The 15099-nt window shown below is 52.9% G+C and carries 7 protein-coding genes; 4 read left to right on the top strand and 3 right to left on the bottom strand.

Going from position 1 to position 15099, the window contains the following annotated elements:
• Nucleotides 1-4: 4 nt before the first annotated feature.
• Nucleotides 5-823 carry a zinc-ribbon domain-containing protein gene (locus tag NHH03_RS12650; protein WP_253156593.1) on the top strand — a complete coding sequence of 273 codons (819 nt, stop codon included), beginning with the start codon at nt 5-7 and terminating at the stop codon, nt 821-823.
• Nucleotides 824-873: 50 nt separating this feature from the next.
• On the opposite strand, the gene NHH03_RS12645 is transcribed toward NHH03_RS12650, so the two are convergent.
• On the bottom strand, nt 874-1092 hold the full coding sequence (locus tag NHH03_RS12645) for a hypothetical protein (protein ID WP_253156591.1): 219 nt from the start codon (nt 1090-1092) through the stop codon (nt 874-876).
• The gene (locus NHH03_RS12640) at nt 1092-2045 is read right to left on the bottom strand and encodes a hypothetical protein (protein WP_253156590.1); all 954 of its coding nucleotides are present in this window, start codon (nt 2043-2045) and stop codon (nt 1092-1094) included. The genes NHH03_RS12645 and NHH03_RS12640 overlap by 1 nt, the downstream gene beginning before the upstream one ends.
• 637 nt (nt 2046-2682) lie before the next feature.
• On the opposite strand from NHH03_RS12640, the gene NHH03_RS12635 reads away from it, so the two are divergent.
• From NHH03_RS12635 to NHH03_RS12625, 3 genes are read left to right on the top strand one after another with little or no spacing between them, the layout of a single operon-like run.
• Nucleotides 2683-9120 (top strand): DEAD/DEAH box helicase, encoded by a 6438-nt coding sequence (locus NHH03_RS12635; RefSeq protein WP_253156587.1) that lies wholly within the window; start codon nt 2683-2685, stop codon nt 9118-9120.
• 20 nt (nt 9121-9140) lie between these two features.
• Nucleotides 9141-10886 carry an NERD domain-containing protein gene (locus NHH03_RS12630; RefSeq protein WP_253156585.1) on the top strand — a complete coding sequence of 582 codons (1746 nt, stop codon included), beginning with the start codon at nt 9141-9143 and terminating at the stop codon, nt 10884-10886.
• On the top strand, nt 10883-11938 hold the full coding sequence (locus NHH03_RS12625) for a hypothetical protein (protein WP_253156583.1): 1056 nt from the start codon (nt 10883-10885) through the stop codon (nt 11936-11938). The genes NHH03_RS12630 and NHH03_RS12625 overlap by 4 nt, the downstream gene beginning before the upstream one ends.
• Here the strand turns inward: NHH03_RS12625 and NHH03_RS12620 are convergent.
• Complete coding sequence (locus NHH03_RS12620; RefSeq protein ID WP_253156581.1) at nt 11886-15071, bottom strand: DEAD/DEAH box helicase family protein; 3186 nt, start codon at nt 15069-15071, stop codon at nt 11886-11888. The two genes, NHH03_RS12625 and NHH03_RS12620, sit on opposite strands and share 53 nt — an antisense overlap.
• Nucleotides 15072-15099 lie beyond the last annotated feature (28 nt).

Genomic DNA, 15099 nt, shown 5'->3' with positions numbered 1-15099 from the left:
TTGCTTGGCAGCAGTCGACGCTGAGATTGCTTCGACTTGGCATCCGACCAGAAATGGTGACGTGACTCCCGCCGATGTCACTCGTCAAAGTGCAACCAAGCGATGGTGGATTTGCGGCACAAACCCCGAGCACGTTTGGTCGGAATCTGTCCAAAATCGGGTCAATCGGCGGCAGTGTCCCGAATGCAATAAACTCGCTCGTCAAGGCAAACTCGAAAACGCCCTCGCCCGTTCGATTTCGGAAAATGTTTCTTCCTACACGACATTTGCTGATGCGATCGACAGCCTATCGCGGCTGGCCTTGCTCGAATCACCTGATGCAGAATTGCAACAGGTGCTCTACCGCCAAGTCTACGCCGGTATCGTTGCGTCGATGGAGACGTATTTGTCGGACACGTTCATCAACACTGTCGTTGGCGACAAGGCTTTGCGGAACCGATTTGCGCGGGCGACGGCCGATTTCGCGGATCGCAAGTACAAGCTTGACGAAGTCATCGACTGGGAACGAAACAGCCAAACGATTATTCAAAAGCACCTTGTTGATCAAGTGTTCCATAATCTGATCAGGATCGGACCGCTTTTTATGAAGGTTTTGAAAGTCAAATTTCCAACGGAAGAAAAGCTTGCCGGTCTGCAACGGATCATCAATGCACGCCACAATATTGTGCATCGCAACGGTCGCACGAAGAAAGGCGATGTTATGTCGCTTGCGGTGCCTGACATTGACTTTGCGATTTCAAGTGTCCGTGAGTTGGTTGAATCCATTGACACGCAAATTGCGCGAACTCCATGGAAGCCACGCAAAGCATCCAAACCGCGATGACTTCGACCACCGTCGATCGCTTTGATGAAGGGTTCCCATCGGTTGCCTCGCTAAATCACTGGATACCAGCTCACCGTCCGGTCGGCGAGATCCACGTCAAACTGGCCGCCGCATTCACAACAAACCAAGGAGTATTCCCCCATCGGATCGTCGACCTGCATCGTCAGCAGTTCATCGCAGTGGGGGCAAGTGACTTCGGTCGCTCCTGTCACGGCACCGGGAAAGCACAATTCGTACATGGTGATGGGGTCGAGTTCGTCCATTTGCATCAAACATCCAAATTTAGTTGGTTGAGCAGATCTCGAAGTTGGCGTGTGCGACGGATGTCCTCATCACAATCCATGCATGACTGCACCTCATCGACAAGTCCATCAAAATCCGTTGTTCTCTGATAAGGATTCAGCGGGTCGTGGATGTGAAGTGCAAATCTCACGTACGATGCGAATTCGTGGAACTTCTTCTGCTCAGCGTGCAGTTCTTTGAAGCGAGCTATTTGAACTTCTGGCAGCCCGCCCAGTTCCACACAGTTCGGATGTTCGGCGAGAGCTCGGATCGCGAAGTCGGAAAGATTTTTGACGCTCGATAAATATAGGTTTTCACCTTGATGCTTACCCAACTGAAGTGCAACCTCGTCGGAAATCTCGGAGAGTCCCCCGAGCGACAACCATCCGCGATGATTTTTTAGTTCGGCGGCGATACCTTCTGAAATTTCGGTTAAGCCATCGAGGCTCAATGTCGACTCTTCTTGACCGTGGTAACGGGCAAGGTTGGCGGCGACGGCCTCGCAAATCGTCGTCAACCCATCCAGCACAAGATCGCAACCGTTCACGTTGGCAATCTCGCCTGCAGCCGAAGCCGAAAGAGACGTAAGTCCAGGCAGGTTTAGGCCTTCATCAGATTCTCCGAGCACCTTAGCCGTATCATCATCGAGCACCGACAAACCTTCGAGCGACCAAATAGTCGATTTTGTGGACAGCGTTTTAGCCAAGTCAACGGGCAACGTCTTCAAACCGTCGAGAATCAACAGCTTGCCAGCGGAACCGATTAAGACAGCCGCGTCCGCGTCGATTTGCGTGTACTCACTGGCTCGAATCACCTCGTCTTCACAAATCAGGGACTCCGCAATTTCGCGGGTCAAGACGAGAGCCGGCTGAGAAGTTACGTCGTCCTGTTCTTGCATATAAGGTTGCCCCAATGTCAGATTGATTTGTTCGTGTCGCAAACAGCAATGAGTCGTGCTGCCGCAACACGCAATCATGCTGAGCGAGTATCATCGTGTCCACCTACCTGATGGTATATGGGGCGTGACCCCCGATCAATCGAGCAACATTAAAACCACATCTAGGAATCCGGGACTTTGGAGCGACTCAGGGGCAAACACAGCGAATTGGTTGATCGCTTTAGTCAACCGGTTAGTGACAGCGAAAATGATTCGCGGTCGCGGTATTTTGCTGACCACGGACTGACGAATGATCAGTGCGATGAACTTCGCGACATCGTACGGGGTGCATTGAGTTGCGAACCGCTCGATTCGTTCGAGTGGCAGACTGCTCACCTTCCGCTTTTGGTGTGCGCTGTAGAGGTGGGGTATAGCTACGACGGAAACGGTATGGATTTCTGGCCGAGGCTAGCGACCCAGTTGCAACCTATAAATCACCCACTAAAACGCCCGGTTGAACTAATCATGAAACGCGCGGTCGAAACAATTAGCGAAAGCTGGGCAATGGTGTCGTTTTCCCAATGCGACTTGTGTGGCAGTGACGCAACAGAGACATCTGGCCGCCGGATAAAGTTTTTCGTCAGGCTGGCTGGGCGCCAGAACGGTATCGACACACGGCTTTTTAACCTGGGGTTTTAGGATGTTTCCTGAGCTTGAACGGACGGCAACCGGTTTTATTGAGTACATCGAGGCGGCTTATCACCTCTCACATCCGGTCCTGGCACGACGCCGCAGATTGCTGTTGGAGACCAACGGAATCGTTTCTCAATTGCCGTATATCGAGAGCACGGCTCGCTACGAATCGGGGCGTCGTTTCGCAGATCTTGCAATCCCAGAATCCGTCAAGGCTTTGCTTGGCGAACTTGCTAATGCTCAGGTCGTTTTTGATCCGCCTTACTCGCATCAAGCGGACGCTCTTGAGGCTGTATTGGGACAACAGTCTCGCAATTTGATCGTCACCACCGGAACGGGCTCTGGAAAAACGGAAACGTTCTTGCTGCCTATCCTGGGACGCTTAGCGAGGGAAGCAGGCGAGCAACCGAAGCGATTTGGTCAACGTGCTGTTCGCGCGCTGTTGCTCTATCCGATGAACGCTCTCGTCAATGATCAACTCGCCCGCCTGCGATTGCTATTGGGAAGTCCTGAAGCGGCGAGTTGGTTTATCGGCGCTGCCGGGCGTCCCGCGAAATTTGGACGCTACACCAGCCGTACTCCCTTTCCTGGCGTTTTACCGGACAAATCGGAAAAACTGTTGCGCCGCTTTGCAGGTCTGAAGTTCTATTACGACTTGGAGCAAAGTGCGAGAAACGGCGACACAAAAACAGCAGAGACGATTCGCACGCTCAAGAAACGCGGGAAATGGCCAGTTAAAATCCATCCGTCGGGTGGCGAAGACGGGTTCTCAACTTGGTTCGGTTCGGGCCATTGGCGGGATTCGGGTGGCAATCTTAAACGCACAGTAGAACGCAACCTTGACCCCGAATTGTTGACGCGATTTGAAATACAACAGGCGCCACCCGATCTGCTCGTAACAAATTACTCGATGCTCGAGTACATGATGCTACGACCAATCGAACGTAACATCTTTGATGCATCGCATGCTTATTACGCGGCTCATCCATCAGAGAAATTCATCCTGGTGCTTGATGAGGCTCACTTGTATCGCGGTGCGCAAGGCACCGAGGTCGCGATGTTGATTCGGCGACTCCAATCGCGGCTGGGGTTAACATCCGATCGCATGCAAGTGATCTGTACCAGTGCATCGTTTGCCGATGGAGCCAAAGCTAAATCTTTTGCTGCCGGACTGAGCGGTGCCAGCGAGGCGACCTTTGATGTGCTCATGGGGAACAAACAGTTCACCGATCCGTCTGGACCGGGCGATGCGTTTCTCGCGGAGTTGCTTTGCAGTGTCGACCTCCAGCGCGTGCGATCAAGCCGCCCAAGTGAGCGAATAGCTGCGATCGCGGATCTTGTCGCGTTTCGAGAGAGCGTTCAGCATGAATTCCGGTATTTGGTCGAGATCCCAGAGCAAGAAACACATTTGCCAGGGGCGGCAGTATCGGTAACCGGCATCGGGATTGATGGATCGCCGATTCAAGAAAAATGCAAAGTCGCGGTGGGTGAGAAGAAGTCGACAAGGGAGCCTTTCTTTTTTGTGACCGAGGTGACATGCGATTTGATCTGTACCGTCACCCGCGAAGACGGGCTGGCATCATTGCGGTTGAATGAATCGGCGGCTCTCACGGTTGAGCGAGACGCTGACCCGTTGTCACGGATTTTGTACGACACGCTTCGGGGTATTCCTGCCGTCGGCAGGTTGTTGAATTTGACCAGTGGAGCGCAGAATCCAGATGATAAAGAAACGCTCCACGGCGGTGGTCCCGCTCAAGAGGTCGAGCAACTTGCAGCAAGACTTTTTCCTGCAGATCAGGTTTCGCACGAAATCTCGATGCAAGCAACGGATGTTTTGATCGAATTAGCGAGTTTGGCAAAACGGACTCCTAACGGCGTACCACTCATGGCGGCGCGTGTGCATCGTTTTTTCAGAGCGTTACCGGGAATATGGGCGTGTAGCAATCCGAATTGCGACTCGCTCGAACCTGCCCAGCGAGGGATGGCTCCGGCCGGGATGCTTCACGTCCAACCCGATCGCACCTGTGGTTGTGGATCGCGACTGTTTGAACTGCATAGCTGCGATTCGTGCGGATCAGCCTACTTCCAGGCCTGGTCGCTCGATCCCGAGCATCCACACTATCTTTGGCATCAAGATGTTGGTGAGGTGGATGATGCCGACGCGAAGGTGGAGCCTGTTCACATCCTGCTTGAAGATCCAAGCGACTACTTCGATCCCGATGATCGCAATGCTGAGCCGTTCGTGGAACGTTACCTCGACACGATCACGGGGAGCTTGCTTGATGTTCCAAGGGATGGAACTCGTCCCGTTTGGCTGACTCCGGTTGACGCCGAACAGCCGGGACAATTCGGTAAATGTCCGCGTTGTCAAAACTCAGGCGATAAGATTCGCAACTTGAAAACGAAGGGTGACGAACCATTCCAACAGCTCATTGCATCGCAACTTCTTGAACAACCTCCGCGAATCGACATCAAGACGCCGCTTGCTGGTCGCAAATCACTCATCTTTTCGGATGGCAGACAACCCGCTTCGCGTTTGGCGGGCAAGCTGGGTGATAACTCACTGCGAGATAGCGTCCGCCCTATTCTATTGGATGGATACAACGAGCTGCGTAGTCGTTGGCCGGAGCGATTGGAAGACGTTCAATCCCTGCGTTACGTGTACCCGGCGTTGTTAGCCGGCGCGTGGCGAAACCGTGTCACGTTAACACCTCAACTACGAAGTGGTGAAGAGGTTTTCCACGACCATCAGAAAACGATCTCGTCTCTACTCGATAGCAGCGCGGATTGGACTTCTATGACAGATGCTGCCGAAGCGATCTCGCGGCAAACACCTCATGCAATTCTCAACGCGATTTACGAAGTATTGTTTAACGAGCAAACAGGTGTTCTCTCGCTTGGGCTGGCAACGTTCGCACCCCGTTTGAATCAAGCCCAGAAGCGGCAATTCGACGAACTACCTTCCCCCGACGTTCCCGAAACAATTTCTGGCGAAGAACGTAAGCTCGAACTACTCGCCTTATGGATACGTTTGATGGCGTACAAGCACGGTGTGTTCCTCAACGGGACACCTGGGACTTGGATCGACGCCGCTGAGGGTGCGTGGCTGACTTCGCAACAAGGTGGCTTTCAGACCACGTTAAGCCCGTTTTTGGGCAACCGATTTGTTGTCGACAATTTTTCCGCTCGAAAAGGCCAACCAGGGCCTTGGTTGCAGTTCTTGGGTACGTCTCCCATCAGTAATCCACAGCCTGGCGGGCGTTTTCTTCTGCTTGGATCCAACATACTACTGCTGCCGGCCGAATCCGTTGCTTGGCAACGCTGCGAGCGGTGTAGTTGGGTCCAGCCATTGTCCGCAATCGCACCGGTCAATTGCCTAAGTTGTGGTGGTAAGAACACTGTCGCACTTTTGACGGGAAAAAATCAAGACGCTTTCAAGAAACGAAAAGGAATCTATCGCCGGCTTACCGAGCGGCTCACAGATCAACATCGTGGGAATTGGTCGCCTCACCCATTCGTCGCGGCTGAACACACTGCAGCCATTGGTGCCGTGGATCCTCAGCAATCGTTTTCACGCGCAGAATGGTATGAGATGCGATTCCAAGACTTAGAGATCGCAGGACCATCGGACGAACCCGGCGGCCCCGTCGACGTGTTGTCCTGCACGACGACAATGGAAGTTGGTATCGACATAGGTAGCCTGACCGCGGTTGCGCTGCGTAACGTACCGCCGAGTCGAGCGAACTACCAACAACGGGCTGGGCGCGCCGGACGACGTGGATCGTCGCTCTCGAGCGTGATCACGTACGCGGACCAAGGCAGTCATGACCAGAAGTATTTTAGCGACCCTGCGGCGATGATTAGTGGGCCAGTTACTGATCCCATTCTTAACCTAGACAATGCGGATATCGTGGTGCGCCACGGATATGCATTTTTGCTGAGTCGTTTCCAGCAGGAGCGTATTCCGGGGCCGAGCGCTGGCTCGACTCAAGACGCCAACATTTTCTCGTCACTCGGTTTGGTGGGTGATTTTCAAACAGGCGACGAGACCACTTTTTCCTATCGTGGATTCGAAAAATGGATTGCCGACCATCGCATGACGATCGATGCGGAACTAGCGGAATTGGTACCCGAGCAATTCAGGAAGAATCACGAGACTTTGTTGATGCGATTGCCTGACGACTTGCTGCATAAATTGAATGAGATTGGCGCCGGACCACGCGACGCACCTGAGACGGCCTCCGATGCAAACGCTGCCTCATCTACCGGCTTCGACGCAGGTTGGGATGACTTCAGCGCCGTAGCGGACCCAGGCAGCAGCGACGGGGTGAACCCTGCAGTGTCGGACGATCTCGACGAAACCGCTGAAGTACAAGACGCGGCGCGTGACACGAATAAGCTACTGGATCGACTGTTCGACAAAGCCGTGCTGCCGTCGTATGCGTTTCCGACGGATGTTGTCAGCATGACGGTGTTCGATCATCGGGCGAGTAACGCTTACAACGCAGTCGCCAAATACGCTCCGCAGCAGGGACTCAGCCAGGCCTTGTCGAGCTACGCGCCGGGCAGAGAGGTGTTTATCGACGGGCTACGTCACTACTCACTTGCAATCTGGTCACCGATTTCTAGCGATCGATTCGATGCGTGGAGCAATCGACAGTTGTATTACGAGTGCGAGAAGTGCGGCTATGTAGAGGTCAAAGGTCGCGATGAACCAGGACGCTTTGAGGGTGAGTCAAGGAATTGCCCCGCATGCCGTGAGAACAAGTCACTCGGCCCAGCAATGCTGTGGATGACACCGCCTGGTTTCGCCCACCCATGGGGCGCGTCGGAAAACCTCGCTCAAGATCCACCCGAACTTACTCGCCCCACCCACGCGAAATTAACTGCCGAGTTTCAGCAAAGTGAAACACCAGACGAAGTCGTGGAAGACAATGACCGAGGATTTAAGAAGTGGGCCAGGAAGGAAGATCTTTACATTACAAATGCGGGATCGCGCGACGTCCAGAATCCGGGTTTTCGATATTGCACCTACTGTGGGTGCATCGAGCCGAATGGATGGATCGGTGCCGGCAGCCAGCTTTCCAAGCCGACACATCCGAAGCCATTTCCAGATCACCGTGGACGCGAGGGCAAGGATGTTTGCACAAAGCGTGCTGCGATCAAGACGATTTCTCTTGGAACCAAGTTTCGATCGGATGTGGTGCTCTATCGATTCATGCTTGGCGATGAAATGCGACTCAGGCCAGGTTCGGCAACGGCTCGTATCGCGTTGACGACTCTGGCACAAGCAATGAGCACCGCCGTTGTACGAACTTTAGAAATTGAGCGAGCGAATGTCGGTGGTGAGTATCGGCCCGCTTTAACGCCAGGCGGCGCGTCTGGAAAAGAGGTCGATGTTTACCTCTACGACACGACGTCCGGCGGTGCCGGCTTTGTTCAATCAGCGACTAACGATGCTGCGCAATTTTTGCGGGCAGTACTGTCACTATTAGAAGACTGCAACTGCGAGCACTCTTGCTACAAATGTTTGCACACTTACGAGAACCGGTTCATGCATGCCGACTTGGATCGACGACTAGCAGCCAGCGTGCTCAAGCATGTTTTGTCAATGGAGTCTCGCCCGATTCTGGAGTCAAGCACCGAAGACCGTCTGCTGAAAACGCTTGCACGCGATTTGGAAGATTCGGGACGAGACGTCAGCGTCCGTGACGGTGGCTTGGAGCTCGGTGGCTCTGGACGCCGCATTGTGCTGGCGAACTCGTTGTGTCCCGAACTTGCCGGGTCCATACGGGCGAAGCAAGCACATGAAACTGCCAGCGATGCCGTGCGCATCCCGCATTTGATGGTTGAACGCGCTCTTCCGTTAGCAGCCAACCGTGCCGTCGGAGTTGCCGATCAAACGTCTGACTCTTATGAAACTCCGCCACCCTTTGTAACGATTGCAAATGATGGCGGAACGAGTGTGTTTACTCTTTCGCAACTGGAATCCGGATGGGAGTCAGCAACGCCGATCTATCAAGCCGCCATCTCTGAATTGCAGAAGCCCGATGTTTTTGTTCTGCGACTTGACGAACCGTTGCTTGAACGCAACCCAATCAAGCAAGCCAATAGTCGCGGAAACGATCAGGTGGTTGGAAAAATGATACCCGGTTGTTTGTTGGTTGTGCAAAAATTGAGCGCGGTTGCTCCAATGGAACGCATGTCCGGACACATCGTCATCGTCCGTAATCCAGTAGAAAACTTCCGTGCGACCAAACAGCGGGTCACATTGGGCTATATGCAGTGGAGAGAAGAAGAACGACGAGTCCGGATCGGATATCGCAGCTCAAAAACACATTGCAAGCCAGAAATTTTATCGGCGGATGGCCTTGAGATACTTGGCGTTGTGCGCGGGGTTTATCACGCTGGCCAACTGATTCAAATGAAAAACGAACCGCAGTAAGCATCAGTGAAAGGAATCTCATGGCAACGATGATCCCCAAAGTCGATCCCGCGACCATTTCCTATGAGTCGGAACGACTCTTGTACATAGCGCTCAGGGACAATGTTTCCAACGACTTCGTCTGCTTTCATTCATACCCATGGTTGCGTCCTGATCGAGACTTAACGCTTCGTGAAGGCGAGACTGACTTCGTTGTGCTTCATCAGGAACTCGGGATGCTCGTACTCGAGGCCAAAGGCGGCCAAATCGACTATCAGGCTCCTCTGTGGAAACGTCGCAAGAAAACGTATTGGGAGACGATTCAGAATCCGTTTGAGCAGGCCAAACGGAACATGCACAAACTCAATGAGATCATCGGAGAGAGAACCGATGGTGAGGTACTAACGCAGCACTACGTTTACGGGTTTGCCGCTGCGTTTCCGACTCACGACTATCTCGGTCCAGTGCCCACGAATTCAGACCCGTCGATCATTATCGCGGCTCCCCACTTGCCTGATCTTCAGCAAAAGATCGAAGGTGCTTTCCGTAGTTGGACTCGTCACCAACGGCCGTTGAGCGATTCAAGTTGGACTAAGTTAGTCAATGCACTCCTACCGCATTTTCGACTTTTCCGCCCTGTGAATGTCAACCTGCGATCGGACTACGACCAAATCAAGGAGCTTACCGATGGTCAATTGAGTTTTTTCCGCAGCCTTGGTGCAAATCGACTTTACGTCGAAGGGGTCGCAGGATCCGGAAAAACCCTGCTGGCACTTGATCGCGCACGGACCTTTGCGAAGGACGGACGACGAACTCTTCTTGTATGCTTCAACAAAGAACTTGCTGCGTGGTGGAACGAGCAATTTGAACAATCGGAAATTGATCGCCCTTGTTTGAGTCATCTCGAGATCACGCACTTCCATAGCTTAGCGGCACGTTTGGCAAAGCAAGCTGAAATTGACTTCAAGCCGCCATCAGCGAAACAAGAGAGCGAAGTATTTTGGCGTGACGAAGTCCCCGAGATAATCGAGCAGGCTGCGTTGGTTCTGATGGATGAGCCGGAGTTTCAATACGATGCGATCGTTCTGGACGAGGGTCAAGACTTCCACACGACGTGGTGGGACTGCTTAAACTACTGCTTGCTTAAAGGTGAAAGCAAAGGGACTTTCTACGCGTTTTGCGATCCAAACCAGAGCCTTTGGGACTGGTCGATGGCTAAGCCGAATATTCCGTTCGATGCGCCGGTGACTCTCCGTCACAACTGTCGCAATACACAGGCTATCGCGAGATCGAGTTCGGTTTTAGCGAGTGTGACATCGGAAGTTCTGGATCGATCGCCGGTTGGGTTGAAACCCGATATAAGCCGCCCATCGAGCATCGAAAGCGGTAAGGGCGTGGTTCAGCAAATTGTGCGAGACTTGCTCACTAAACACAACGTTTCGCCGAGCGAAATCGTCATTATTGGCCCACGCGGTTTGGTTGCGGGATCGTTAAAAGATGTCGCAGCGATTGAGGGGATACCCCTTATCGACTCAGCCGAAAAGTGGCGAGTGAAGGAAGGGTTGCTTGTGACGACCGCAAGATCATTCAAAGGATTGGAATCGGATGCGGTCGTGATTTATGATGTGGGACCACTCGGCGGCACATTCGATTTGACGGATCTCTACGTCGCGTGTACCCGTGCACGTACTTACCTGCACATTGTGGTTTACGATCCCAATTCCAGTAAACGTATCCAAGAAGCCATCAACACGGGATGGAACAGGGCAACCGGAGGAAACACATGATGCAAATTTCCGTCTCTGATTTTGCCGAGAAGGTCGGACTCACCGCTGTTGGCGATCCTCCAAACTATTTATCGGATCGCCGTGGACTCGCCGACTTGATTCGACATTTCGTTTTTTGCGAGGGCTGTGTAACTCGACGTGAATTGGCCAATTTTCTGAGCCCAATTTTTCAGACACTGCATGAGTTCGATCAGAATACACGCAGTACGTTTGTGCGAGTTGCTGACGAGCTGGCGGAACTAGGTGACCTGCGATCAATTCGTGTTGGCAGGGAGCATGGTTGGACCCGAACTCCCTTTCGCTGGATCGAGACTTCACCTACTACGGCGGTCGTGCTGGGACACCTCGAAGACGTGACAACTGGAATCAAACCATCGACGTCAGAAACTTCGTCGGATCTTGTACGTCGGTTTCCCAAGAGTGCGGGCGAATCAAACATCGAGTCGTTCTCCTCGACCAATCAAGTCACGATTGAGGAATGGATTGGCGACGGCGGATGGAACGTGCATCGGGAACGTCGGGGCGGTCACGACAGCGATTCATCAATTAATGCGTTCTGGCAACACCTTCTCGGCGAACTTGCGCAAAGCGAGGCGGTTGCTGCCAATGATGGAAGCCTGAGGATTCTTTCGGGGCCACCAGGCGGAAGGTTCGGTCGGCACAATGACGAGTCACCACAAGGCCGCTGGGGAACGTCGCTGGATCATCCTGACGGTAACTATTTGGCCTGCTACCGAGCACGAAACGACAATGATTGGCGATTCCAACTTATCGAGATCAAAGATCACCGTGTGGATCGAGCACTATCGCTCGAGAATGCCGACGAGTTTCAATGGGCGGTGATCGCCCGCGGAGTCCACCGACGTGAGCCTGAGCAGATAATTTGCGTCGATCGAGAAGTCCGTTTAACCTTTCCGCCACCCAGACAACTGCGAGGGCTGTTGAACCTGCTCGGAACTCAACTATCAGCTTGGAATTGGCAGCTTGCCCATCCAGTTTTTATAGAGCAACTTCAATACTGGATGAATCCAATGGCGGCGGCGGTTCGATGATGGCTGAGATGGTCAAGTCCAAGCACACATAAAGCTCGACCTCTGGATTCTCGGTCTCATCGATGGATCGCGACAACTGCGCAACGCGAATCTCTCGACTACGCGTGCAAAGGTCTCGTTTTTCTTCAAGGCGTCGCTTTTTCGGCATCAAGTTTCGCGTGATGACATCGCGATTTCGTTGACTCTCAAACTCCTCAAACTCCGTGATGCGGGCGTCGATGGTTCGGATTTGCTGGCTCAGGTGCCGAATACGATCTTGTTCTTCGACTTCAACAAGGAGAATGCGTTCGCGGATGGAGTCTCGAAAGTCGGCAAGCTGAGTTTTGCGATGCTCTTGTGTCTTTAGTTGTAGTCGTTGATGAAGATATTGCTGCAACTTGGGAGGTTCCCCTTCTTTGCGTTTAACCCATTCGCAAAACGGTTGCGATTCTTCAGTCCAAACGAAAGTGAGAAGTTCAGATGCTAAATGCGAGAGATCATCGCCCCTGGGGTTGACCGCTACGAGAGGAAAATGAACCCCTAATACGCTTCGCACAAAACGAGCATCGGACATGACACCCGCTCGGTGCCGCGAGACCTCAATCTTGCGAGCCTCCTTCTGCGTGTCATTCACATCGTCGTCGAGGCCGACAAGAATCGCTCCAGCGGAGGATTTGTCGTCGCCGAAGTGCTTCGCCGGGTCATGCGTACCCACCGCTACAAGATAACCACCGTCGACCAGTTGCGATTCAAAACCGAGATGCTCGCGTTTAAGCTGCAGTCGGACACTCCAAAGCCTTAATTGTGCTGGCGCGCCAAGAAGGAAGCCAAGACCCTTCCGAACTAGGTCGTCTTCGTCTTCACTCTCGATACGATTCTTTACCGTCGTACCACCGACTGAAATCCAGTGATCGAGCAATGCTTCATGAAGATCCGAACCATGATCGAAGAAGCGAAGGGACTTGACGCGTTCCGCACCATTCCATTCGTAACGAACGCCATTTCGCGGTGGAATCTGTATGTGCTTTCGGCAGACAAACATAGGTACGCTCGGATTGCCGGATCGAAAAAGCGAATCGAGCATTGGAAGCCAGGCGATCTCCTTTTTCTTGTTATCAAAAACGTAGTATCTGTTGAGCCGCTTCTCTATTGAGAACGTGACGTAGTAGTTTTGCTTACCGAGCAACCAGAGCCAACGCGTCACTGCTGCTTCGATCTCGCCTCGCGATCTTCCAAGTGAATTATCGTATGCTCCGAATTTATGCTCGGGGATCGCAGGTTCCAACGCAGCCGATTTAACCAATTGCATGAAGGAGTCGATCGCTGATCGAACCGTTCCAAAAACAGCCGGTTGGTCAACCACTCCCGACGCAAAAGACTCGCGATCAGAACGCAAAAAGTCTTCAACCTCAATAATTGCTTCAGCGTTCTCTCGAATACCTGCCGAAAAGATGGATTCAGAAAGGGCTTGCGACTCGTCGGGGTCATACACTCGAGGACGGTCAAGCACGCCGGTTCGATCGTACATCGAAATTAACTCACTATCGAACTCGCCTTCAATTCCAATGGCCACAACGGTGACGTTCTTGGCGCGATCGCGCCGATGCCGCCTCCCTTGCGACTCCCGCACTTCGCTTACATCTTCCCGCGTGGTGTCACGGCCGAGTCGATCGACGCGACCGATCCATTGGTCAACATCACGTGGGTTCCAAGGAACTTGGTAAAAGACGATCGCATCAGCACATTGAAAGTTGTAACCCTCGCGGTAGTGATTGTGAACAATCGCCAACTGAGCATCTCCCGACGTGAACTGTTCGATATTTGAATTGTAGTAGGCATCAAGCATCGTTCGATCTTTAGCATCATTCTCTGCTTCTAACGTAATAGCGTTCAGCTCGGTTCTTTCTCGAGTCGATCCGACCCAAGGTAGGAAAAGTCCAATTTGTCGATTTAGAAAGTGAATCGTTCGATTGCTGTCTGCAGTAACCAGCACTTTGCGCTGGGGATGTTCTTCCCAAAACTCACGAAGCCAATCCACGAGCTCCTCGAAACGTGAGTTACCGTTGGCAACCGCACAAAGTCCAGGGACTTCGTCTAACGCATTCGTTGGGTCAAAGCCTTTACGGGCCAGTTCTTGAACGCGTTCGCGAAGGGGCTCTCCTCCGAGCAGTGCTCGTTGAGCCAACGCACTTCGGTCTAGGTTTCCAAAATCAACTTCTGATCGAAGATATGCGTTGACAATGTCGACTCGCCGCACTTCGGATTCAGTTGGCTTTGCAGCCAAACGTTTAATGATTCGTTCGGGCAACGACTTGGGGAATTGACGTCGTTGCGATCGAATCAGTCTCCGGTACGGATACCAAGCTTTGTCAAAGAACGGAGTGAGTTGGTGCAAAGGAATCGCCGACAAATCCAGTTCCGTTGCGGCATGTTCATGGGCGGAGTCGTGACGTTGTTGAAAGACCTGCAAGATGGAGGAACCAGTCGTTTCATCAATGTTCTCATCAGCGATCGACTCTTCGTCGAGGTTTTCGATGTGACTGACTACTTCGGTAATCGACCCAAGCTCATCAAGTGCTGTGGCAACACGATCGGGCTCCAAAAGTTTCAACAACTCGCAGAGCTTTGCGTCTGATGACAGGTCCGGGGTAGCCGTCAGGATCAATAGATGCGAGTAGTCATTGCTGTACCGAACGACAGCATCAACGATGTCAGCTCGCAGCGATTGCATTTCGTCGACGATTAGCAAGTTGCACTGGCGTGGGTGCAATTGTTCGAGCGGTCTGTCGAGCTTTGCCGCCCACAACACACGGACGCTCGTTTGCTCGGTTTCCCCTTCCACCTCGCCGAGCACATGAGCACGCGTCTGAATTTCTTCATGCCACTGACGTGCCTGTTCTTCGCGTGGTACGACAACAATCGTCCGAAAATCGTCACCGTACTGCAGTCGAAGGGCATTGAAGACCATCAATGACTGGACAGTCTTCCCCAGGCCGACTTCGTCAGCAATCAGATGATGGACGCGCGTGTCCCGCAAAATCCGCAGCACCGTTTGAAGCTGATGAATATAGAATTGAGCGCGAACACCGGTCGCACCTTGGTACGGCGACGCCAATCGTTCTGTACGCCGCCGAAGTGCCTGGACGCCGTGCATGATTCGTTCGAGTTCGTCAATTGCCTCC

The organism is Stieleria tagensis, assembly GCF_024129865.1.
GTDB lineage: Bacteria > Planctomycetota > Planctomycetia > Pirellulales > Pirellulaceae > Stieleria > Stieleria tagensis.
Note: the sequence above shows the minus strand (reverse complement) of the source record. Positions and strands in the feature narration are given on the sequence as shown.